Annotated in this window: 20 protein-coding genes; 16 read left to right on the forward strand and 4 right to left on the reverse strand. The window is 66.8% G+C overall.

Annotated elements, in window-relative coordinates:
- The 10 genes from ABSH63_RS08225 (at position 1) to ABSH63_RS08270 (ending at position 10,263) form a co-directional block, all read left to right on the forward strand.
- Positions 1–507 carry an acyl-CoA carboxylase biotin carboxyl carrier protein subunit gene (locus tag ABSH63_RS08225; protein WP_352888907.1) on the forward strand — a complete coding sequence of 169 codons (507 nt, stop codon included), beginning with the start codon at positions 1–3 and terminating at the stop codon, positions 505–507.
- The gene (locus tag ABSH63_RS08230) at positions 504–2,111 is read left to right on the forward strand and encodes an acyl-CoA carboxylase subunit beta (protein WP_352888908.1); all 1,608 of its coding nucleotides are present in this window, start codon (positions 504–506) and stop codon (positions 2,109–2,111) included. The genes ABSH63_RS08225 and ABSH63_RS08230 overlap by 4 nt, the downstream gene beginning before the upstream one ends.
- An 11-nt stretch (positions 2,112–2,122) precedes the next feature.
- Positions 2,123–3,127 carry an alpha/beta hydrolase gene (locus tag ABSH63_RS08235; protein WP_352888909.1) on the forward strand — a complete coding sequence of 335 codons (1,005 nt, stop codon included), beginning with the start codon at positions 2,123–2,125 and terminating at the stop codon, positions 3,125–3,127.
- A gap of 55 nt (positions 3,128–3,182) precedes the next feature.
- On the forward strand, positions 3,183–5,060 hold the full coding sequence (locus tag ABSH63_RS08240) for a propionyl-CoA synthetase (protein WP_352888910.1): 1,878 nt from the start codon (positions 3,183–3,185) through the stop codon (positions 5,058–5,060).
- Between the two features lie 28 nt (positions 5,061–5,088).
- Entirely contained in the window at positions 5,089–5,781 is a 693-nt protein-coding gene (locus ABSH63_RS08245; protein WP_352888911.1) for an SDR family oxidoreductase, read from the forward strand.
- Positions 5,771–6,193, forward strand: coding sequence for a 6-carboxytetrahydropterin synthase (locus tag ABSH63_RS08250; RefSeq protein WP_352888912.1), 423 nt, complete (start codon positions 5,771–5,773; stop codon positions 6,191–6,193). Before ABSH63_RS08245 ends, ABSH63_RS08250 begins: the two co-directional genes overlap by 11 nt.
- Before the next feature lie 44 nt (positions 6,194–6,237).
- Positions 6,238–7,251: an esterase/lipase family protein gene (locus ABSH63_RS08255; protein ID WP_352888914.1), complete on the forward strand. Its 1,014-nt coding sequence runs from the start codon at positions 6,238–6,240 to the stop codon at positions 7,249–7,251.
- A gap of 179 nt (positions 7,252–7,430) precedes the next feature.
- A complete protein-coding gene (locus ABSH63_RS08260) occupies positions 7,431–8,663 on the forward strand; it encodes an NAD(P)/FAD-dependent oxidoreductase (RefSeq protein ID WP_352888915.1) in 1,233 nt (410 codons plus the stop codon).
- An 8-nt stretch (positions 8,664–8,671) separates the two neighbouring features.
- On the forward strand, positions 8,672–8,992 hold the full coding sequence (locus ABSH63_RS08265; protein WP_352888916.1) for a 2Fe-2S iron-sulfur cluster-binding protein: 321 nt from the start codon (positions 8,672–8,674) through the stop codon (positions 8,990–8,992).
- Positions 8,992–10,263 carry a serine hydrolase domain-containing protein gene (locus tag ABSH63_RS08270; RefSeq protein ID WP_352888918.1) on the forward strand — a complete coding sequence of 424 codons (1,272 nt, stop codon included), beginning with the start codon at positions 8,992–8,994 and terminating at the stop codon, positions 10,261–10,263. The genes ABSH63_RS08265 and ABSH63_RS08270 overlap by 1 nt, the downstream gene beginning before the upstream one ends.
- A gap of 135 nt (positions 10,264–10,398) precedes the next feature.
- On the opposite strand, the gene ABSH63_RS08275 is transcribed toward ABSH63_RS08270, so the two are convergent.
- Both ABSH63_RS08275 and ABSH63_RS08280 read right to left on the reverse strand, forming a co-directional pair.
- On the reverse strand, positions 10,399–11,817 hold the full coding sequence (locus ABSH63_RS08275) for a WS/DGAT/MGAT family O-acyltransferase (RefSeq protein WP_352888919.1): 1,419 nt from the start codon (positions 11,815–11,817) through the stop codon (positions 10,399–10,401).
- Positions 11,818–11,833: 16 nt separating this feature from the next.
- Positions 11,834–12,034 carry a hypothetical protein gene (locus tag ABSH63_RS08280; RefSeq protein WP_352888920.1) on the reverse strand — a complete coding sequence of 67 codons (201 nt, stop codon included), beginning with the start codon at positions 12,032–12,034 and terminating at the stop codon, positions 11,834–11,836.
- Positions 12,035–12,062: 28 nt separating this feature from the next.
- Between ABSH63_RS08280 and ABSH63_RS08285 the strand changes: the two genes are divergently transcribed.
- The 4 genes from ABSH63_RS08285 (at position 12,063) to ABSH63_RS08300 (ending at position 19,298) form a co-directional block, all read left to right on the forward strand.
- Positions 12,063–14,003 (forward strand): DUF1302 domain-containing protein, encoded by a 1,941-nt coding sequence (locus tag ABSH63_RS08285; RefSeq protein ID WP_352888922.1) that lies wholly within the window; start codon positions 12,063–12,065, stop codon positions 14,001–14,003.
- Positions 14,004–14,105: 102 nt separating this feature from the next.
- Complete coding sequence (locus tag ABSH63_RS08290; protein ID WP_352888923.1) at positions 14,106–16,001, forward strand: DUF1302 domain-containing protein; 1,896 nt, start codon at positions 14,106–14,108, stop codon at positions 15,999–16,001.
- On the forward strand, positions 15,998–16,996 hold the full coding sequence (locus ABSH63_RS08295; protein WP_352888924.1) for a flavin reductase: 999 nt from the start codon (positions 15,998–16,000) through the stop codon (positions 16,994–16,996). Before ABSH63_RS08290 ends, ABSH63_RS08295 begins: the two co-directional genes overlap by 4 nt.
- Before the next feature lie 43 nt (positions 16,997–17,039).
- Positions 17,040–19,298, forward strand: a complete 2,259-nt coding sequence (locus ABSH63_RS08300) for a TonB-dependent receptor (protein WP_352888925.1) — start codon at positions 17,040–17,042, stop codon at positions 19,296–19,298.
- Positions 19,299–19,403: 105 nt separating this feature from the next.
- Here ABSH63_RS08300 and ABSH63_RS08305 read toward each other — a convergent pair whose 3' ends face one another.
- Entirely contained in the window at positions 19,404–19,931 is a 528-nt protein-coding gene (locus ABSH63_RS08305) for a TetR/AcrR family transcriptional regulator (RefSeq protein WP_352888927.1), read from the reverse strand.
- A complete protein-coding gene (locus tag ABSH63_RS08310) occupies positions 19,928–20,482 on the reverse strand; it encodes a TetR/AcrR family transcriptional regulator (protein WP_352888928.1) in 555 nt (184 codons plus the stop codon). Before ABSH63_RS08310 ends, ABSH63_RS08305 begins: the two co-directional genes overlap by 4 nt.
- Positions 20,483–20,704: 222 nt before the next feature.
- Here ABSH63_RS08310 and rpmB point away from each other — a divergent pair, with 222 nt between their 5' ends.
- The gene (gene rpmB / locus ABSH63_RS08315) at positions 20,705–20,941 is read left to right on the forward strand and encodes a 50S ribosomal protein L28 (RefSeq protein ID WP_352888930.1); all 237 of its coding nucleotides are present in this window, start codon (positions 20,705–20,707) and stop codon (positions 20,939–20,941) included.
- A gap of 21 nt (positions 20,942–20,962) precedes the next feature.
- Positions 20,963–21,136, forward strand: a complete 174-nt coding sequence (rpmG, locus tag ABSH63_RS08320; protein WP_352888932.1) for a 50S ribosomal protein L33 — start codon at positions 20,963–20,965, stop codon at positions 21,134–21,136.
- Positions 21,137–21,417: the final 281 nt, after the last annotated feature.

The raw sequence follows: 21,417 nt of genomic DNA on the forward strand, positions 1-21,417 counted from the left end.
ATGCACCATGCATTCAAACTCGGCGACGCCGAGCACAACGTCGCCCTCTCACGCTCGGCGACGGCGTATCGCCTGCATCTCGGCGGCCAGACGCTCGATGTCGATCTGAAGACCGGCGCCGACGGCCGCGCCTGGCTGACAGTGGGTGACCGCCATGTCGAAGTCGTCATCGCCACGCGCGGCGACGAGGTCTTCGTGCATCTGGACGGCGAGGCTTACGCCCTGCGCTATCAACACCCGCTCGACCGGCTCGCCGCGGCGGCGGCCGGCAATGCCGAGGACCGCATCCTCGCGCCGATGCCGGGTAGCGTCGTCAGCGTCGCGGTCAAGGCCGGCGAGGCCGTGACCAAGGGTCAGGTCTTGCTGGTCATGGAGAGCATGAAGATGGAGACGACCATCACCGCGCCGCGCGACGGCGTGATCGCCGAGATCGCCTATGAAAAAGGCCAGACCTTCGATCGCGACGCCCTGTTGCTGAGCCTCGAGCCGATGGAGAAGTCCGCGTGAAGCGCATCGAAAGCAAGCTCAACACCGCCTCTGCCGAGTTCCAGGCCAATGCCGCGCACAACCGGCGCCTGGCCGCCGAGTTCCGCGAGCGTCAGGAGCGGGCGCGGCACCTGCGGCCGCAGCGCGACATCGACCGTCTGCGCTCGCAGAACAAGCTCTTGGTGCGCGAGCGACTCGATCTCTTACTCGACCCGGGCACGCCGTTTCTGGAACTTTCGTCGCTGGCGGCTTGTGAGGCCTACGGCGGTGAGGTACCGGCTGCGGCCTGCGTCACCGGCATCGGCATCGTTTCCGGCCGCGAAGTGCTCGTCAATGCCGGAGATGCGAGCGTCAAAGGCGGCGCCTGGTATCCGCTGACGGTGAAGAAGACCGTGCGCGCGCTCGACATCGCCATCGAGAACCGCCTGCCGGTCGTGCATCTGTGCGATTCCGCCGGCGGTTTCTTGCCGCTGCAGGCCGAGCTCTTCGCCGACAAGTACTACGCCGGCCGCATTTTCCGTAACCAGTGCATGCTGTCGAAGATGGGCGTGCAGCAGGTGGCGGTGGTGCTGGGCCACTGCACCGCCGGCGGCGCCTACGTGCCGGGTCTGTCGGACTACAACGTGATCGTGCGTGGCACCGGCGCGATCTTCCTTGCCGGGCCGCCGCTGGTGAAGGCCGCGACCGGCGAGGACGTCTCGGTCGAGGAGCTCGGTGGCTGCGACATGCACACCTCGGTTTCCGGCACCGCCGACTATCCCGCGAGCAGCGAGGAAGAAGCGATCGCGATCGCGCGCGACATCGTCGCGCAGTTCAAGCGCCCGCAGAAAACGCCCATCGAGTGGCAGGCACCGGAAGCGCCGTATTACGACCCCACCGAGCTGTACGGCATCCTGCCGCGCGACATCAAGGCACAGTTCGACATGAAGGAAGTGATCGCGCGCTTGGTCGATGGCTCGCGCTTCCACGAGTACCAGCCGAACTACGGCAAGACGCTGATCTGCGGCTACGCGCATCTGTGGGGCTTTCAAGTCGGCATCCTCGCCAACAACGGTGTGCTGTTCAACGACAGTGCGCTCAAGGGCGCGCACTTCATCGAGCTGTGCAACCAGAACCGCACGCCGATCCTGTTCCTGCAGAACATCACCGGCTTCATGGTGGGCCGTGAATACGAGCGCCGCGGCATCACCAAGGACGGCGCCAAGATGATCATGGCGGTGTCCAACTGCGAGGTGCCCAAGTTCACCGTGATGTGCCACGGCAGCTTCGGTGCCGGCAACTACGGCATGAGCGGCCGCGCCTTCGATTCGCGCTTGCTGTTCTCCTGGCCTCACTCGCAGATCAGCGTCATGGGGGCGGAGCAGGCCGCCAACACGCTGGCGGACGTGAAGATCCGCCAGTTGCAGAAACAGGGCCAGCGACTCTCGCAGGCCGAGATCGACGCCATCCGCGAGCCGGTACTGGCCGAGTTCAAACGCAAGCAATCGGCGTACTGGTCGACCAGCGAGATCTGGGACGATGGCATCCTCGATCCGGTCGACACACGCAACGCCCTCGGCGTCGCGATCTCGGCCGCGTTGAACACGCCGATCGGCGATCCGCGCTACGGCGTGTTCCGGATGTAAGCTGCATACCCATGAACGCCGACACACCCGCACCGACACAAGCGCCGCTGTTGCTCGCCCCCGCCGAAGGGCTGGTGCGCCATCGCGACATGCCGATCAGCCTACGCAGCCGTTTCATCACCTGGCTGCTGAAGCTGTTTCTGCGGCCAATGTTGGCGCGGATGATCCGCGGCTCGGACGAGAGCATCGCGCGCATCCAGCTCAGGCTGATGCGGATGCGCTGTCCGAACACACACGGACAGTCGCTGGAATACACGGTGGTCGGTGCGCTGCCGGGTCATGTGGTCGGCGATCTGCGCGATACCGGCAAGCCGGTGATCCTGTGGCTGCACGGCGGTGCGTTCTTTTTGCCGGCGGCGCCGACCGCGCATCTGGAGATGGCGACCGATCTGTGCGCGCAGCTGGACGCGCACTGCTTCATGCCGGACTATCGCCTCGCGCCGCGCAACCGCTTTCCCGCGGCGCTGGACGACTGCGAGCGTGCCTATCGTGCGCTGCTCGATCTGGGCTTTGCGCCCGAGCGCATCGTGCTCGGCGGCGACTCGGCCGGCGGCAATCTCGCGCTCGGCGTGCTGCAGCGCATCCGCAAGAACGGCTGGCCGATGCCGGCCTGCGTGTTGCCGGTGTCGCCGGCGACCGAGCTGGGTCGCATCCACGCGCCGCCCTCGCGCCCGCGCAAGATGAGAATCGACCCGATCCTGCCGATCGCCGCGCTGCAGCGGGTCGACGAGATGTACGCCGGCGACTGGGACGCCTCCGATCCAGAGCTGTCGCCGATCTTCGCCGACTGCCGCGGCTTTCCGCCGATGTATCTGATCGCCAGCGACGCCGAGGTGCTGCTCGACGACACGGTGTTCTTCGCGCGTCGCGCCAAGGCGCACGGCGTCGACGTGCGCTGCGATGTCTGGCCGGTGCTGCCGCATGCCTTCCCGCTGTTCGGCACGCTCTACCGCGAGGTGCGTCTGGCGCGCGCCGACATGGTGGCGTTCATGCGTGAGCGCCTCGGCCGGGCATGAGTGTGTAGCCGCTTGCCGAGACGCGCGAGAGCAAGAACGATGCGAGGAGACCACGATGAGCCGCTATCAGGACGAATACCGCCGTTCGCTGGCCGACCCGGCCGCGTTCTGGGCCGAGCAGGCGCAGCATCTGCACTGGGATCGGCGATGGGACGCGGTCTTGGACGAGTCGGCCGCGCCGTTGTACCGCTGGTTCGCCGGCGCCCGGTTCAACACCTGCTACAACGCGCTGGATCGCCACGTCGAAGCCGGTCGCGGCGAACAAGCGGCGCTGATCTACGACAGCCCGGTGACGGGCACGATCCGCAGCTACAGTTATCGTGAGCTGCGCGATGCCGTCGCGCGCTTCGCCGGTGCGCTGCGTGCCAACGGCGTCAACGCAGGGGATCGCGTCGTCATCTACATGCCGATGGTGCCGGAGGCGGCGATCGCGATGCTCGCCTGCGCGCGCATCGGCGCGATCCACTCGGTGGTGTTCGGTGGCTTCGCCGCGCCGGAGCTGGCCAAGCGCATCGACGATGCCCAGCCGGTGCTCGTCGTCTCGGCGTCCTGCGGCATCGAGCTCGGGCGCACGATCGCGTACAAGCCGCTGCTCGACCAGGCGATCGCGCTGTCCGCACACAAGCCGGCGCGCTGCATCATCCTGCAGCGTCCGCAGGTCGCGGCTGAACTGACAGCCGGCCGCGATCTCGACTGGAGCGACGCCGTTGCCAGCGCGCAGCCGGCCGACTGCGTGCCGGTTGCGGCGACCGATCCGCTGTACGTGCTCTACACCTCGGGCACCACCGGCAAGCCCAAGGGCGTGGTGCGCGATCACGGTGGCCATGCGGTCGCGTTGCACTACTCGATGCGCGCGGTGTACGACGCGCGGCCTGGCGAGGTGTTCTGGGCGGCATCCGACGTCGGCTGGGTCGTCGGCCATTCATACATCGTCTATGCGCCGCTCTTGCTCGGCTGCACGACGGTGATGTACGAAGGCAAGCCGGTCGGCACGCCCGACGCCGGCGCGTTCTGGCGCGTCATCAGCCAGCATCGCGTGCGCACCTTCTTCACCGCGCCGACCGCGTTTCGCGCGATCAAGAAGGAGGATCCGCGCGGCGAGCAACTCAAGCGCTACGACATCACCTGCCTGCGCGCGCTGTTCCTCGCCGGCGAGCGCTCCGATCCCGACACCATCGGCTGGGCGCAGGACATGCTTAAGGTGCCGGTGGTCGATCACTGGTGGCAAACCGAGCTTGGCTGGCCGGCGATCGCCAACTGCCTGGGCATCGAGCCCATGCCGGTCAAACCCGGCTCGGCCACGGTGCCCGTGCCGGGCTTCGACCTGCAGGCGCTCGACGCCGATGGCACGCCGATGGCGCCGGGCGCGATCGGCAACCTCGCGCTCAAGCTGCCGCTGCCGCCGGGCACGCTACTGACGATGTGGAACAACGACCAGGGCTATCGCGAGCACTACCTCGCGCGTTATCCGGGCTACTACCTCACCGGCGATGCCGGCTACATCGACGAGGACGGCTACGCCTGGATCATGTCGCGCATCGACGACATCATCAACGTCGCCGGCCATCGCCTGTCCACTGGCGCGATGGAGGAGGTGCTCGCCGGTCATCCGGACGTCGCCGAATGCGCGGTCATCGGCATCGCCGATGCGATGAAGGGGCAGTTGCCGCTGGGGCTGGTCGTGCTCAAGGCCGGCGTCGAGCGGCCGCATGCCGACATCGAAAAAGAGCTCGTCGCGCGCGTGCGCGAGCAGATCGGCGCCGTCGCCGCGTTCAAGACTGCGCTGATCGTGCCGCGCCTGCCCAAGACCCGCTCCGGCAAGGTGCTGCGCGCGACCATGCGCGCGATCGCCGACGGTCGACCGTACACGGTGCCGGCGACGATCGACGATCCGCGCATCCTCGACGAGATCGCCGCCGTGTTGAGGTCGTGACCGGCCGCATGCGTGCGACAATCCGCACATGAGCGGCGAACGAAGGTCGGTCTTCATCACCGGCGGCGGCAGCGGTCTGGGCGCTGCGGTCGCGCGGCGGCTGTCGGCGCGCAACTGGCGCGTCGTCGTCGCCGGCCGCCGCGCCGAGCGGCTGGATGCGCTGGCGCGCGAGCGGTCGAACGTGACCGCCTGCGCGCTCGATGTCACCGATGCCGCCGCAGTCGAGGCCGCGATCCGCGCGCATGCGCCCGATGCGCTGGTGTGCTGTGCGGCGATCATGGGCCGCGGCGCGATCTGGGACGAGCTGACACCCGAGCGCTTCGCCGAGGTCATGGCGATCAACGTCGGCGGCACCTTCCACGCCTGTCGCGCGGCGATGCGCCTGTGGCGCGAACGCGGCCGCGGCGGCGACATCGTCAACGTCTCCTCGCTCGGTGGCTTGCGCGGCATGCAGCGCTTCAGCGGCTTCGGCGCCTATGCAACCTCGAAGCATGCCGTTTGCGGCCTGACCGAGGCGCTCGCACTCGAAGGCAAAGCGCACGACATCCGCGTCAACGCGATCGCGCCGGGGACGATGCGCACCGAGATGGTCGCCGCGCTCGGACTCACACCGAAGACCACGCCCGAGGCGATTGCGCCGACGGTCGAATATCTGCTCGACCGCGCGCTGTCGGCGCCGCTGTCCGGCACCATCGTGGACATCCACTGCAATGACGACTGAGGCGCCGGTCGTCTATCTCACGCGGCGCGAGACCTTCGCCGCCGCGCACCGGCTGTGGTCGGACGAGTTGTCCGAGGCCGAGAACCGTGCGCTGTTCGGCAAGTGCGCCCACGACTACGGCCACGGCCACAACTACGTGCTCGAAGTGACGCTGCGCGGTCCGGTCGATCCCAAGACCGGTATCCTCGTCAACGTCACCGAGCTGCGCGACACGATCCGCCGGCTGATTCTCGACGACGTCGATCACCGGCATCTGAATCACGACTCGAAACTCTGCCGCGGCATCAACCCGACGGTGGAGAATCTGACCGTGCTGTTCTTCAGGGTGCTGCGCGCGCACTACGGCGAGCTGCTGTACGAGGTCTGCCTGCGCGAGACCGAGAAGAACTGGGCGGTTTATCGGGGTGAGTAGGCGCGGCGCGGGGCTCGTGACGCAGGCGTGAACGGAGATGGCACATGAAACCAAGGCTGCTGTTCGCACTCGCCGCGGCGCTGCTGGCTGGCGGCTGCGGCTCGGATGTTGGGATCGATGTCGCGTCCGAACCCAAGCTCGAAACCGATCCGGCGCTGCTCGATGCGGCGCTCGAATGCACGCCGTTCGCCAATACCGACAAGCCGCCAGTGCTGCTCGTGCATGGCACCTTCACGCACGGCCAGGAGCAGTTCAACTGGAACTATAAGCCCCTGCTGATCGAGCGCGGTTTCGACGTCTGCACCGTCACCTATCCGGACCGAGGTCTCGGCGATCAGCAGGTTTCCGCCGAGTACATCGTGCACGCCTTGCGCCGCATCCATGCTGAAAGCGGGCGCAAGGTGGCGATGATCGGGCACAGTCAGGGTGCGTTGATGCCGCGTTGGGCGCTCAAGTGGTGGCCGTCGGCACGGGCTGCCGTCGAGGACTTTGTCCTGCTTGCGGGGCCAAATCACGGCACCCTCGTGGCAGCCACCGACAATCCGCTCGGAGCGATGGTTGGGTCGACGCTCGGTCTTCCCGCGGCGTTCTATCAGTTTGCGCGTGGCTCCAGCTTCATCGGTGCACTCAATGCAGGCGACGAGACACCGGGCGACGTCGACTACACGAACATCTATACCCTGTTCGACGAGCTGGTACAGCCTGTGGTGCCGGAGCCGACCGCAGCGCTGGAGTTCGGCGAGGACAACCCCAAAGTCGCTAATATCCTGCTGCAGGACGTATGCCCGCTGCTGATCGTCGATCATCTGACCATCGGTCTGACTGATCGCGCGACCTTCGAGCTGGCGCTCGATGCGATTACGCATGTCGGCCCCGCCAACGTCGAGCGCGCCGGCGGCGCAGCGCTGTGCCATGCGCTGCCGCCGCTGCCCGGGATCGCGCTGCCACCGAACTTCCTGTTCGAGATGCTGGCGCTGTTGCCGATCGAGATCGAAAACGGTGCGCCGGGCCTGCATCTGGTGCGCGCGGAACCGCCGCTCAAGCCTTACGCGCAGTAGGGTCTGCGCGCTGCGGCAGGGGGCAAGCACTCGGCCGTGCGCGCTGCAGCAGCAGGCAAGTGCGGGGCTCACCATCCAAACGGGGGATGCCACTAGAATGAAGGCCCGGTGACACTCCGGGCCGCGCCGAGGCGCCGTGCCCGCCGCAGTCCCCCGCCGCCCCACAGCAATGAAGTGACATGAGCGTACTCAACGCGGATTCCACCGTGGTCATCGTCGGTGCCGGTCAGGCCGGCGGCGAGGCTGCGGCCGAACTGCGCCGTCAGGGCTTTGCCGGGCGCGTGATCATTCTCGGCGAGGAGCCGCAGCCGCCGTACAAGCGGCCGCCGCTGTCGAAGGCGTATCTCTCGGGTGCGGTCAACGAGGAAAGCCTGTACGTGATGCAGCCGGCGCAGCTCGCCAAGGTCAATATCGAGTTTCGCGGCAACACCAAGGTCATCCGTATCGACCGCAAGGCCAAGCATCTGGAGCTGGCCGACGGCAGCACGCAGGCCTACGACAAGCTGGTGATCGCCACCGGCGGCCGCGCGCGGCCCTTGCCGATTCCCGGCGCCGATGCCAGCAACGTGTTCCTGCTGCGCACCATCGAGGATGTGCAGAAGATCAAGGCGCTGTGCGCGCCGGGCAAGCGCGTGACCATCGTCGGCGGCGGCTTCATCGGTCTGGAAGGCGCGGCGGTGCTGGTGAAGATGGGGCTCAAGGTCACCCTGCTCGAAGGCCTGCCACGCGTGCTCGCGCGCGTCACCGTGCCGGAGGTATCGGCGTTCTTCGAGCGGGTACACCGCGAAGCCGGCGTCGACCTGCGCACCGGCGCGCAGCTCGCCGGATTCGAAGGCAATCCGGTGACGGCGGCGGTGCTGGCCGACGGCACGCGCATCGACACCGATCTGGTCGTGGTCGGCATCGGCCTGATCGCCAACACCGAGCTCGCCCAAGCCGCCGGGCTTGCGATCGACAACGGCATCGTCGTCGACGAGTTCGGCGCGACCAGCGATCCGGACATCTACGCCGCCGGCGACTGCACCAATCATCCGAGCCGCTTTCTCGGCCGCATGGTGCGCCTCGAATCGGTGCAGAACGCAATGGAGCAGGGGCGCGCGGTCGCGCGCAACCTGCTCGGCAAGAACGAGCCGTATCAGACCGTGCCCTGGTTCTGGTCGGATCAGTACGATCTCAAGCTGCAGATGGTCGGCATCTCCGGCACGCACGACCGCATGGTGCTGCGCGGCGATCCGGCGAGCTCGCGCAACTTCGCGGTGTTCTACCTCAAGGACGGCCGGATCATCGCCGCCGACACCGTCAGCCGTCCGCAGGAATTCATGTTCGCCAAGAAGCTCGTCGCCGAGGGCGCGGTCATCGATCCGGACAAGCTCGCCGACGAATCGGTGCCGATGAAGTCGCTGGTGTCCTGAGCGTTGCGATGCCCACGATCGTCTTTGTCCAGCCCGACGGTAGCCGCCAACGGATCGAGGCCCGTGTCGGCCAGTCGATCATGGAGGCGGCCACCGCCAATCTCGTGCCCGGTATCGTCGCCGACTGCGGCGGCGGCTGTTCCTGCGCGACCTGCCACGTCTACGTCGATCCCGAGTGGGTGACGAAGCTGGAGCCGGCCGATGACATCGAGCAGTCGATGCTGGAGGGCGCCATCGAGCCGAACGAGCGCAGCCGCCTGTCCTGCCAGTTGCGAATGAGCGACGCACTCGACGGCATCGTCGTCCACGTACCGGCGGCACAGTTTTGATGCTCGGCTATCGTCGGGTCGTCGTTCCGCGCGATCTGGCATCGATCACGCGAATCGATCACGCGGCCGAGACGCCGCCGACCGAGCTGGGTGTGAGCCCGCGCGGTCTGGCGCGCATCTGGGAAGCCGTCGAGAACCTCTACCGCACCGGCCTGCAGCCGGCGTTCACCATCGTGATCCGCCGCCACGGCCGCGTCCTGATGAAGCGCTCGATCGGCTATCTGCGCGGCAACGGGCCGGGCGAGCGTGAAGACCGCGTCGTGCTCACGCCGGATGCGCCGATGTGCCTGTTCTCGGCGTCCAAGGCGATCACCGCGCTGTTGGTCCACAAGCTCGCCGAGGACGGCAAGCTCTCGCTCGACCAGCGCGTGGTCGAATACATCCCGGAGTTCGCGCCGCACGGCAAGGATCGCGTGACCATCCGCCAGTTGCTCGCGCACCGCGCCGGCATTCCGACCTTGCCGGTCAAGCATCCGGACCCGAGCCTGCTGCAGCACTGGGACGCGATGGTGCACCTGCTATGCTTGGCGCCGCCGTTCGATCCGCGTTTCGAGAAGCAGGCCTACCACGCGCTGACCAGCGGCTTCATCATCGGCGAGCTGGTGCGCCGTGTCGGCAGAATCGCCCTGCGCGACGCGCTGCGCCAGTGGATCGCCGAGCCGCTGAAGCTGCAGTTCATGAGCTTTGGCCTGCCGCCGGAGCAGCGCGCGCTGGCGCCACGCCACTACCGCACCGGGCCCAAGCCGATGTGGCCGATCACCGCGATCTCCGAGCGCGTGCTCGGCGTCGATTTCGAGCGCGCGGTCGAGGCCTCGAACGACGAGGCCTTCCTGTCGTCGATCGTGCCGGCGGGCAACATCTACGCCTCGGCCGACGATGCCTGTCGCGTGTTCCAGATGTTGCTCGACGACGGCGAATTCGAGGGCCGGCGCATCCTCAAGCCCGAGACCGTGCGCGCCGCGATCCGACCGGTCGGCAAGATCCAGTTCGACGGCATGCTCGGCATCCCCATCCGCTTCTCGCCCGGCTTCATGCTCGGCGAGCGTCCGTTTGGCTTGTGGGGTCCGAATTGCCGCGCGGCTTTCGGCCACATCGGCTTTCTCACCGTGCTGTGCTGGGCCGATCCCGAGCGCGACATCTCGGTGGCCATCCTCAACAACGGCAAGTCGATCGCACCGGTGGGCTTTCTGCGCACCGTGCGCATCATCGGCGCGATCTCGCGCTCGTGCCGCCCGGTGCGCGCGGCGCGCCCGCTCCAACCGTATTCCTGACCCGCACTGCGCCTGGGCTCAGCGTCTGTGAAGACATGCGTGTCTTGTGCATCTTCCCCACGCAGTCCAGCACATGCACGGATTCACGTCCGGCCATCGCTGGCCGGTCTGAGAGCCTGAAAAAGTCACGGGCTTTCAGGACGACGATCGACTCCGAGTGCGGCCGCGCGCAGTCTTCTTCGCCGGCGGCGCGAGCCCGGCGGCCGCTTCGAGTTCGCCCAGCGCCTCACTGCTGTACACCGCGAGCTTCTGCAGGCTCGGAATCGCATCGCGGCAGCCGAGAAAGCCCACGGCGACGCCGTCGCGGTAACCGACCAGGGTGACGTTGAGCGCGTAGCCGTCGAACAGGAAGGACACCGGGTACATCGCTTCGAGTTCGGCACCCATCAAATACAGCGGCTCCTTCGACAGCACGACGTTGGAGACCACGCAGTTGAACAGCGGCGGCAGCTTCGGCAGCACGCCGGTGACCTGGCCGAGCAGCAGCGGGGCGATGCCCAGCAGAGCGAACTGGCTCTGCGCAGCCGATGACATCGACGACAGGTCGCGCTTGCCGCGCACGGTGACGCGATGGATCCAGCGCAGGCGTTCGATCGGGTCGTCCAGATCGGTGCCCAGCGGTGTGATGAAGCCCGCGGCGGCCGTTCCGGGATTGCCGTCGGGCCGCGCCAGCCCCATCGGCACCGAGGCGATCAGGCTGCGCTCGGGCAGGGCGCGCTGTTCGAGCAGGTAGCGCCGGAACACGCCGCCGACGATTGCAAGCAGCACGTCGTTGACGGTCACGCCTTCGGCTTCGGCGACACCGCGCAGGCGTGCCAGGCTCAGGATCTGCGTGCCGAGGCGGCGCTGCTGCGAGATGCGCTGATTGAACAGACTGCGCGGCACCTGCAGTGCCAGGCGCACCGAGCTGTCCTCGCCCTGGACCATCGCGCCGAGCTTGCTGACCAGCTCCTTGAGGCCGCGGATCTGCGCGGCGGCCGCGCGCGCCGGCGATGCCACGCGCTCGCGCAGCGACGGCGTGCGCTGCGGCGCGTGCTTGCGTTCGAGCACGGTCCACGGGCCGACGCCCCTGCGATCGGACGGGTCCTTCGACAGCCAGTTGTGCACCATGCGCATCGCGCCGACGCCGTCGATCGCGCAGTGGTGCGCCTTGAAGTACAGCGCGAAGCGCCGTCCTTCCAGGCCTTCGATCACATGGCATTCCCACAGCGGTCGCGACAGGTCGAGCGGATGCGAGTGCATGCGCGCCACCAGCACGCCCAGCTCTTTCTCGCCGCCCGGAAACGGTAGGGCCGAGTGGCGCAGGTGGTATTCCATGTCCACCTCGCTGTCTTCCCAGATCGGGCGGTAGCCCCCGAAGCGTCCGCGCGCGAGCCGGCAGCTGAACGGATAGGGCATGAACGGCTGTTCGCGCATCTGCTGCACGAGCCGTTGACAGAAGTCGGCGGGCGCATCGTCCGGCAGCTTGAAGGTCATCATCGCGCCGACGTGCATCGGCGTGCGCTTGGACTCCATGCGCAGGAAGGCGGCGTCGATCGGGCTCAGGCGATGCATGGTCTCCCCTCGTTATTCACGCAAGGCCGCAGGGCAGTTGCGTGGCCTTGGTGGTGATACGGTGCCCGAAACCGCGGGCGCACACCAGTCGCAAGGCCATGAGGCGTAGGAATCCGCCGACCGCAACGATCTGAAAAACGCCGGCGATTTTAGCAAGGCGTTCATCGATTCGGATGACGCCGGCGCCGGCCGGCTTGCCTAAGCTCGACGCATCCAATCCGGTTCAAAAGCGAGGAGACGCGACGGTGGCCCACACGGATCGCGATGGGATCGGCTGTGTCCACGCATTACTGTCCGCGGCGATCTGCATCGTCGGCAGCGTGGGCGCCAGCGGCACGGCGCAGGCCGGCTCGACGAGCCTGTTCGGCGTCGACACGCAATATCAGCTGCAGGCCGCGTACTCGTTGGCGGTGCGACTCAAGGACCCGCACGACGGCATCATCGACACGCCGCCGAGTCCCGAGATTCCGATTCCCGACTACATCAAGTTTCCGGAGTCGAACAACTACGACGACGGCGACCGCAACTTCGACGGCGGATCGATCGTCAACAATCGCCTGACTCTGCTCGGCGAGCTGCAATTCTCCAAGGGCGACTATGGCGTGTTGCTGAGCGGCGATGCGTTCTACGATGACGCCTACCGCCGCAGCAACGACAACCGTTCGCCGTCGACGATCAACCGCACCAACGGGGACCCGAACGCGCCGTTCGAGGGTCACGTCAACGCGTTCTCCGACAGTGCCCGACACTTCGCCGGGCGCCGTGCGCGGCTGCTCGATGCCTATGCCTACGGCTCCTGGTACATCGGCGACGAGGGCATGCTGAATCTGCGCGTCGGCCGCCACATCGCCGCCTGGGGCGAGAGCCTGTTCTTCTCCGGCGTCGCGTTGGCGCAGGTGCCGGCAGACGCGACCAAGGCCACGGTGCCGGGCGCCGACGTCAAGAGCATCCTGCTGCCGGTCAACCAGGTGTCGATGCAGTTCGCGCTCAACTACGAGTGGACGCTACTCGCGCAGTACAAGCTCGAATTCAAACCGGTGGAGCTCAACCCGGTCGGCGAATACTTCTCGGTCTCCGACGTCGTCGGGCCCGGCGCGCAGTTCATCTGGGGCATCGAGAACCCGCTGTACCTGGCCAATCTTTCGGACATCAATGTGCTGTCCGACGATGTGCCCGAGGCGCTCGCCCTGGTGCTCGACTTGCTCGCGCCGGATCTGCCGGCGCAGGGGCTGACCCATCTGCTCGGCACGGTCTTCGACCTGCTCGACGGTGTGCTGCCCGATGTCAATCTGCCGCTCGACGAGATCGAGCAGCCGAACACGCCGCAGTACATCAACGTCGTGCGCGGCGCAGACATCACGCCATCGGATCACGGCCAGTGGGGCGTGGGTGTGAAGTGGCAGGCGACGCCGTCGACGACGCTGGGTTTTTACCAACTGCGCTACCACAACACGACCCCGGCGCCGGTGCAGAACTACGGCTACGCCACCTTGCTCGGCGGCCTCAACGGCGCGCCGGTGCTGCTGACCACCGAGGCGCTCGGGCTGCAGGTGCCGGTGACCTACAACGTCCGCTATTTCGACGGCATCGACCTGTCGGCGATCAGCTTCTCGACGACGCTGTTCGGCGCCAACATCGGCGGCGAGGCGATCTACCGCAACGGCGTCGACGTGCTGGTCGATGTCGACGGCGGCCTGCTCGGCCCGGTGCCGACGCCGACGCGGGCCGAGGTGATGCAAGGGCTGCTGTCCGGCCTGTACACCGTGGGTCCGACGATGTTCTGGGACAGCGCAACCGTCGTCGGCGAGCTCGGCTACATCCACGTCGAGGACGTCGACGAGGCCTGCGGCCCGACCAGTTGCAGCACTGACCTTAGCTTCACCCGCGACGCCTGGGGCTACTCCTTCCTGTTCCTGTTCGACTACAAAAACGTGCTCAACGGCTGGGACATGCTGATCCCGGTCGCGTACTCGGGCATCGGCAGCGGCCACTCCTCGCTGCTGTCGGGCCTCGGCTCGCTGATGGGCGAGGGTGACAGGCGCCTGAGCGTGGGCGTCAATTTCACCTATCTGCAAAGGCTGCAGCTCGGCGCCAGCCTGAACTACTTTCTGGGCAGCCCGCATTTCGAGTCGCGCCCCTACGCCGATCGCGACTACGCGGCGGTCACGGTCAAGTACAGCTTCTGAGGTCGCGTACGGCCAACCCTACTCATTTCGGGTGAGGCCAATCGGACGCCCCCCATCTAGGTTGTCCGCGATTTGCTTGACAACGAAGTCCGGGGGAGAGACATGCGCGAAAGCTCGGTCGGGCGCGGTGTTTTCGGGGCTTGGTTCGTGGCGGCGGGTACGCTGCTGTGGAGTCCGGCGGCACTGGCGGGGTCGTTCGACCTGCCGTTCGACATCGACGGGAGCTACAAGATCACGACGACCTACAGCCTCGCCGTGCGCGCGCAAGATCCGTCGTCCGCGTTGATCGACGGCCCGGTCGATCCGTTCCAGCCGGGCGTGCTGCCCAACGGCGAGCAGGTCATCGGCTTCACCCACACCGGTTTGCCGACGACGATCAACCTCGACGACGGCAACCGCAACTTCGATCGCTGGAGCCCGATCAACAACCGCCTGAGCGCCGTCTACGAGGTCGGTCTGCGCCGCGAGAACCTCGGTCTGGTGGTCAGCGGCACGGCGTTCTACGACTGGGTGTTCCATTCGAAGAACGACCGCGATCCGGTCGATCCCGATGACGTCAACGACTACGGCCCCAATACGCTGGCCTGCGCCGAAAATGCGCAGACCTGCGCGTTCAACCGTTTCACCGAAGACGCCGAGTACTACAACGGCGAGCGCTCGCGCTTGCTCGATGCCTACGTGTACGGCGACTTCCTGCTCACCGATTCGATCGCGCTGAATGTGCGTTTCGGCAAGCATCTGGTGGCTTGGGGCGAGAGTCTGTTTTTCCCCAACATCGCCAGTGCGCAGAGTCCCAACGACGCCACCAAGGCCTTCGTGCCGGGCGCGGAGATCAAGGAGATCTTGCTGCCGGTGCATCAGGTCTCGGCGACGCTGGCCTTCGGTTACAACTTCTCGCTGATGGGCTATTACCAGCTCGACTATGCGCCGACCGAGGTGTTCCCGGCCGGCGACTTCTTCTCGGTCGCCGACGTCGTCGGACCCGGTGCCGAAATGGCCTACGGCTCCGGAAACCCGGCATACGCCGAGAACTGCCCCGGCTTGCTCGGTCCGCTGAGCTTTTTGTGCCAGCTCGGTGGCGGCATCGGCGGGCCGTTGCTCAACGCGCCGCGCACGATCAACGTGCCGCGCGAGGCCGACATCCGTCCTGATGACGACGGCCAGTGGGGCGTCGGTTTCAAGGCCCAGGTCACGCCCAACACCAGTGTCGGCGGCTATTACATCCGCTACCACAACCACAACCCGACGGTGAACCTGAACTTCGGCTTTGCCTACATCGGCGAACTGGCCGGTCAGACGCTGACCACCGCGCTGATCAATCAGCAAGTGCCGGTCAGCTACAACGTCAAGTATTTCGACGACATCGAGATGATCGCGGCGAGCTGGTCGACGACGCTGTTCGGCCTGAACTTCGCCGGCGACATCAGCTACCGCGACGGCATCGACACCTCCGCCGCCGCCGAGATCTCCGGCGTCCTCAGTCCGGTGTTCACGCGAGCCGAGGCCTGGCAGGCCAATGTCTCGTCGCTGTACGTGACCAATCCGCGCGTGTTGTTCTTCGACGAAGTCGCCGTCGTGTCCGAGGCCTCGTACGTGTACATCGACGACGTCGATCCGATTCCGGCCTTCAATGGACAGGTGCCGCGCGGCGACGGCCGCCAGCTGTTCTACGACCGCGAAGCCTGGGCTTTCCAGACGCTGATCCTGCCGAAAGGGCGCAATGTCTTTGCGGGTTGGGACATCGGTATCCCGATCGCCTATGCCCATGCGATCAAGGGCTACTCCTCGATCGCCGGCAGCTTCGGCGCGCTGTTCGGCGAGGGTGACCGCCGCATCGGCTTGTCGGTGACGGCCCAGTACCTGCAGAACCTCGAATTCGCGCTCGGCTACAACTGGTTCCTCGGCAATCCGAGCAAGACCGTGCGCGATAGCCCGATTCCATCGAACCCGGTCACCGACCGCGACTACGCCACCTTCACCATCAAATACAACCTGTGACCTCGTCTTCACGACACGGCAGGCCGCCATTCGACACGACGGAGTTCCGCAAGGCGCTCGGCACCTTCGCCACCGGCGTGACCATCATCACCGCGCGCGCCGGTGACGGCACGCCGATTGGTCTGACCGCCAACAGCTTCAACTCCGTGTCACTCGATCCGCCGCTGGTGCTGTGGAGCCTGGCCAACAATGCGATGAGCTTCGAGGCGTTTCGCGCGGCCACACACTGGGCGGTGCATGTGCTCGGCGCCGACCAGGAAGAGCTGTCCGGGCGCTTTGCACGGCGTGGCGTGGACAAGTTCGCCGGCCTCGAAATCGAGGATGGCGTGGGCGGCGTGCCCTTGCTGCGCGGCTGCGCGGCGCGCTTTGAGTGCCGCACGGCCTCGCAGTACCAGGGCGGCGATCATCTGATCTTCATCGGGGAAGTGTTGCGCTTCGATCGCGACGAGGCGGCGCCGCTGGTGTTCCACGGCGGCAAATACGCACATGCGACACGGCGCGATCCGCCAGACATGAAGCCGCGCAGTGCGCATCTGGCCGGCAGCTTCGGCGAGGACTTTCTCGGCTATCTGCTCGGACGCAGCCATTTTCGTTTCTTTGCGCAGATCCGCCCCTTCCTCGACGCCGAAGGCCTGGACGACATGGAGTTCTACGTGCTGTCCACGCTCACGCTCAAGCCGCTGCTGACCGAGAACCAGATCGCCGAGGGGATGGCCGGGGTGCTCGATGCGAACCGCCAGCGCGCGCTCGACGGCCTGGTCGAGCGCGGCTTTGCGCGGCGCACGGCGGACGGCTACGCCTTGACCCAGGCCGGTCGCGAGGCGGCGATCCGCTTGATCTCGGCGGCCAAGGCCATCGAGTCGCAGGTGCTCGAACGCCTCGGTGCGGGCGACGCGGCGATTCTCAAGACGACGCTCAACCGCCTGCTCGGCGTCGTCGATCAGCGGGCGGCGGACGTGTTGTGGGAGAAGGACGAGGGCGAGCGCGAGCGTTAGCGAAAAAGGGCGCGGCTCTCTCCGGCGAACTGGAGCGAGAACGATGAAGCTGGCCCCGCAGGCGCTGCTCGAAGCGCTGGCCGTAGTTCTGCACACGCCGGTCTCGGCGCAGGACGATCTCGACGCGCTGCTGCAAGACGCCGCCGCCGAATCCGCGTCGCCGGAAGCGGATACCGGCGAGGTCCACGACGCGGTCATTGCGGTGCCGGAGCCGACACCTGCCGAACCGCCGCGGGAAGTTGCGCGCAAGCCGCCGCGCGGCCGCCAGCTCGAAGAGATCGTCGTCACCGCGCAGAAGAAGGTGTCCTCGCTGCAGGACACGCCGATCTCCATGGAGGCCTTCGGCGCCGAGACGATGGCGCTGCGCGGCATCGGCGGGCTCGAAGACCTCGGCGCCAACGTGCCGAGCATGGTCATCGAGCCGTTTCCGCTGTCGAGCACCACGCTGCGCATCTCCATCCGCGGCGTCGGCGTGACCGATTCCCAGGTGACGCAGGATCCCGCCGTCGGCATCTATCTGGACGGCGTCTATCTCGCGCGCTCGGTTGGGCTCGCGCTAGACCTGGCCGACATCGAACGCATGGAAGTGCTGCGCGGGCCGCAGGGCGTGCTCTACGGCCGCAATTCCACGGGTGGTGCGATCAACATCATCACCCGGCGGCCGGATCCTTCGGCGTTCGCGATGGATCACAAGCTCACCTTGGGCGAGCGCAACCTGTGGGTGGGCAAGAGCGCGTTCAACCTGCCGCTCGCCGACGACTTCGCGGCCAAGCTGGCGCTGCTGGTGCGCCGCAGCGACGGCTTCGTCGAGAACACGGGCGCGGGGCGCGACTTCGGCGACCGGGCGGCGCTGGGCGGACGTTTCGACCTGCGCTGGCTGCCGAGCGATACGCTGACCGTCGACTACGGCTACGACGTGACCGACCTCGAGTATGTGAACTACATGTTCCAGGCGGTGTTGCCGCCGCGCACCGATCACGGCCTCGCCGAAGCGTTCAAGCCCTACGCGGAAGCCAACACCGTCTACTCGCATCGTCGCCTGCACGCGCTGGCCTCCGGCGCGCCGATGGAAGCCTCCGACGCGCAGGTGAGCGGGCATACGCTCACCATCACCCAGGCGCTGGGTGCGGCGGAGCTCAAATACATCGGTGGCTATCGGCGGCTGGAGGATTCGCAGTATCCCGATCTGTCCGGCGGCAAGGGCGACACCGGCTATCGCATCGACACCAACGCCTACGACAGCGCCGCTGCGCGCATGATCAATGGCGGCGAACCGACGCCACTGGTGATCCCGACCACGTTCCAGGATCAGTGGTCGCACGAGCTGCAGATCAGCGGCGGCGCCTGGGACGAGCGCATCAACTACATCGCCGGCCTGTACTACTTCACCGAAAAGGGCGGCGAGGATGGCGGTCCGGTGCATCACATCCAGAGCGCGACCATCGACCCGCAGCAGTCCGATCCCTTGCTGAGCCTGCTGCCGCCGATGGTGCGCGCGCAGTTGCAGGACGACGTGCTGCCGCGCCTGTCCGCCTACTGGGATTACCGGTACGGTATCGAGAACCGGGCTTACGCCGCTTATGGGCAGCTCAGCCTACGGCCCGACTGGTTCGACCGGAGCTTGAATCTCACCGTGGGGCTGCGCGCCTCGCGCGACGAGCGCTACGCGATCAAGGACTTCATCCAGAGCCAGTTCGTCGAAGTGCGGCTCGCTGATGCGAGCCTGTTCGCCGTGCCGGTGCCCGGATCGATCGCCGGCACGATCTCCGACACCAAGTCGCGGAACGCCGGCAAGGCGCGCATCACCGGCTTAGAGCTCGAAGGTGCCTTCGTGCCCGCGGTCAATCTCATGCTCGGCTTCCAGTACGCTTATCTCGACGCCGAGGTGCTCGAAGTCATCGACGTGGACGGCAACAACGTCGCCCACCTCTACCCGTTCATTTCTGCGCCGCCGCACTCCGGCGTGCTGCTCGCCGACTGGACCGCCGCCCACTTCGGCTGGGGCGATCTGCGTGCTTACGCGAGCTGGAACTACGTCGGTGAACGCACCGGCTTCGTCATCGTCGAGGAACGGCGTGGACTCACCGCGATCGAGGGCTACGGTCTGCTCAACGCGCGTGTCATGTTCGACGGCCTGCGCCTCGGTAACCGCGGTACGCTCGACCTCGCACTGTGGGGCAAGAACCTGCTGGACGAAGAATACGAACTCACCGCCATCGACAACCTGCCACAGGCCGACCGCGCCGTGGTCTGGGGCGAGCCGCGCGCAATCGGCATCGATCTGGTCTACCGCTATGAGTGAACCGTCCGCCATCGCGGCGGCGGTTTGCGTGCGTTCGTTGCCGGCGGCAGCGCTCCGCGCGCGGAGACATCCCTGGCCGGCCGCGCGCTGCGATCTCGCGCCCGCTCAGCCGCCGTGTTCGATGAAGTGCCAGAGCGCGGCCCTGACCTTCTCCTGACGGCCCGTCCGATGTTCGATGCTGGTGGCGGCGTCGACCATCGCCATGTACAGCCGCGCGCCGGCGACGCCGTCACGCCAGCCCATGGCACGCAGCTCGGCGCCCACCAGCACCCAGTAAATGCGCAGGCGCCGGCGCAGGCTGGCGTAGACCGGCGGACGCCCCCGCGCCTGCAGCAGCCACGCGCGCAGCGGCCGCTGCTTAAGGCAGGTGTCGAGGAAGGACTCCGTCGCCAACTGCACGCGGCGCACGCCGGACGGCACGCCCGAGGTCACGGCGATGAGGCGATCGCGCAAGCGGTCCATGAACGCTTCCTGCACGGCGACCAGGTAGCCGTCGAGATCGCCGAAGCTGGCGGCGAACTCGGCACGATCGACGCCGGCACGCGCGCAGATGTGGTCCACGCTGAGCGTCCAGAAGTCGATCTCGGCGGCCAGTGTTCCGGCCAGCGCGATCATGCTCTCCCGCGCGTTCATGCCGCCCGCTCCAGATAGCGAAACAGCGTGTCTCGCAATGCGGGCTCGCGCGCGCCCGCCTCATGTTCGGCCAGGGCGATCTCGGCCGCGGCTGCCGTCAATAAGCGCGCGCTGGCCTGCGGGTGCGGCCGGTGGAGTGCCCGCAGTTCGATGCCCATCATCACGGCGAAGGCCGTCATACGGCTCTGGATGAGCCGGGCCCCGCACGGCGTGAAGGCCAGCGACAGGACCAAGCGGCGCAACGCGGGACGTCCCAGATTGGCTTCGAAATAGGTTTCCAGTGCGAGTTTGAGTCGTTCCACGCTCGGTGGCATGTTGTCGGTGATGCGCGTGACCCGGTCGCGGACCTCATCGAACAGATCGTTCAGCAGCGCGCAGCGGTAGTCGTCCCAGTCGTCGAAGGCCTGGCGCAGGGTCGTTGCCGGCAGCTCGGCCGCCGCGCATACGGCGGCCTCGGTAAGATCCTCGGCGCCGCCGGCGTCGAGCAGACGCCGACCCGCGTCGAGCAGAAGCGTTCGCAACGATGCGGTGGGTTTTGCAGATGCGGTCATCGCTCGCCGGATGCTCGGAAGGATGGTGCAAGCATGCACCAGCCGGCGCCGGCGTGCTCCCCCTCGATCGGGGGAGGACGCGTATGGCGCCCGAGGGCGGGGCTTGCCCGAGCGCGGAGCCGCTGGCACAATTGCGCCCCTTTTGCCGGCCTGCCCGCGCTTTCGGGTGTTTGGAATCGCCGGCGCGTCAGGCCCTTTGGGTCTTTTTCGGGAACTGCTGTCATGTCCAAAGTCTGTCAGGTCACCGGCAAGCGGCCGATCACCGGCAATACGGTCTCGCACGCCAATAACAAGCGTCGTCGCCGGTTCGAGCCCAACCTGCACCGGCATCGCTTCTGGCTGGAGTCGGAAAAGCGCTTCGTGACGCTGCGCGTGTCCGCAGCCGGGATGCGCATCATCGACAAGAAGGGCGTCGACGCCATCGTCGCTGAGCTGCGTGCGCGCGGCGAGAAGCTCTGACGGACCGGATAGGAGCATCACATGGCAGGCAAGAAGAAGGACGTCGAGAAAATCCGCTTGGTATCGACCGCCGACACGGGCTACTTCTACACGACGACGAAGAACCGCAAGAACACGCCCGACAAGTTCGAGATGAAGAAGTACGACCCGGTCGCGCGCAAACACGTGGTTTTCAAGGAAGCGAAGATCAAGTGATGCGCGCCGAGTGATCCGCGGCGCCGCCGCCGGCTGGAATCCCGCCGTGCGGATGCGAAGGGATGCACAAAGGGCCGCGTCAGCGGCCCTTTGTGCTTCGCGCGTAGCCTGATCTGGAGCCACGGTCCGCGCCGGATTGAGTGGCCGGGCGGTTTGACCTAGCCCGGATCCGTCACCAGCGAGCCGATAGACGCGCCTGGAGCACGGGCGGAGGCTTTCTGGTTTCGGAATGACCAATTTGACGACACGGTGAGGGTATTTTCGGCGCTTTGGACGCAGCT

This window comes from Sinimarinibacterium thermocellulolyticum, from assembly GCF_040327995.1.
In the GTDB taxonomy this organism is placed as follows: domain Bacteria; phylum Pseudomonadota; class Gammaproteobacteria; order Nevskiales; family Nevskiaceae; genus Solimonas; species Solimonas thermocellulolyticum.

What these genes read in the sequence shown, in the direction of transcription:
- ABSH63_RS08225 (WP_352888907.1), top strand. Translation starts at nt 1, where the DNA reads ATGCACCATGCATTCAAACTCGGCGACGCCGAGCACAACGTCGCCCTC.
- ABSH63_RS08235 (WP_352888909.1), top strand. Translation starts at nt 2,123, where the DNA reads ATGAACGCCGACACACCCGCACCGACACAAGCGCCGCTGTTGCTCGCC.
- ABSH63_RS08240 (WP_352888910.1), top strand. Translation starts at nt 3,183, where the DNA reads ATGAGCCGCTATCAGGACGAATACCGCCGTTCGCTGGCCGACCCGGCC.
- ABSH63_RS08245 (WP_352888911.1), top strand. Translation starts at nt 5,089, where the DNA reads ATGAGCGGCGAACGAAGGTCGGTCTTCATCACCGGCGGCGGCAGCGGT.
- ABSH63_RS08250 (WP_352888912.1), top strand. Translation starts at nt 5,771, where the DNA reads ATGACGACTGAGGCGCCGGTCGTCTATCTCACGCGGCGCGAGACCTTC.
- ABSH63_RS08255 (WP_352888914.1), top strand. Translation starts at nt 6,238, where the DNA reads ATGAAACCAAGGCTGCTGTTCGCACTCGCCGCGGCGCTGCTGGCTGGC.
- ABSH63_RS08260 (WP_352888915.1), top strand. Translation starts at nt 7,431, where the DNA reads ATGAGCGTACTCAACGCGGATTCCACCGTGGTCATCGTCGGTGCCGGT.
- ABSH63_RS08265 (WP_352888916.1), top strand. Translation starts at nt 8,672, where the DNA reads ATGCCCACGATCGTCTTTGTCCAGCCCGACGGTAGCCGCCAACGGATC.
- ABSH63_RS08270 (WP_352888918.1), top strand. Translation starts at nt 8,992, where the DNA reads ATGCTCGGCTATCGTCGGGTCGTCGTTCCGCGCGATCTGGCATCGATC.
- ABSH63_RS08275 (WP_352888919.1), bottom strand. Translation starts at nt 11,817, where the DNA reads ATGCATCGCCTGAGCCCGATCGACGCCGCCTTCCTGCGCATGGAGTCC.
- ABSH63_RS08290 (WP_352888923.1), top strand. Translation starts at nt 14,106, where the DNA reads ATGCGCGAAAGCTCGGTCGGGCGCGGTGTTTTCGGGGCTTGGTTCGTG.
- ABSH63_RS08300 (WP_352888925.1), top strand. Translation starts at nt 17,040, where the DNA reads ATGAAGCTGGCCCCGCAGGCGCTGCTCGAAGCGCTGGCCGTAGTTCTG.
- ABSH63_RS08305 (WP_352888927.1), bottom strand. Translation starts at nt 19,931, where the DNA reads ATGAACGCGCGGGAGAGCATGATCGCGCTGGCCGGAACACTGGCCGCC.
- ABSH63_RS08310 (WP_352888928.1), bottom strand. Translation starts at nt 20,482, where the DNA reads ATGACCGCATCTGCAAAACCCACCGCATCGTTGCGAACGCTTCTGCTC.
- rpmB (WP_352888930.1), top strand. Translation starts at nt 20,705, where the DNA reads ATGTCCAAAGTCTGTCAGGTCACCGGCAAGCGGCCGATCACCGGCAAT.
- rpmG (WP_352888932.1), top strand. Translation starts at nt 20,963, where the DNA reads ATGGCAGGCAAGAAGAAGGACGTCGAGAAAATCCGCTTGGTATCGACC.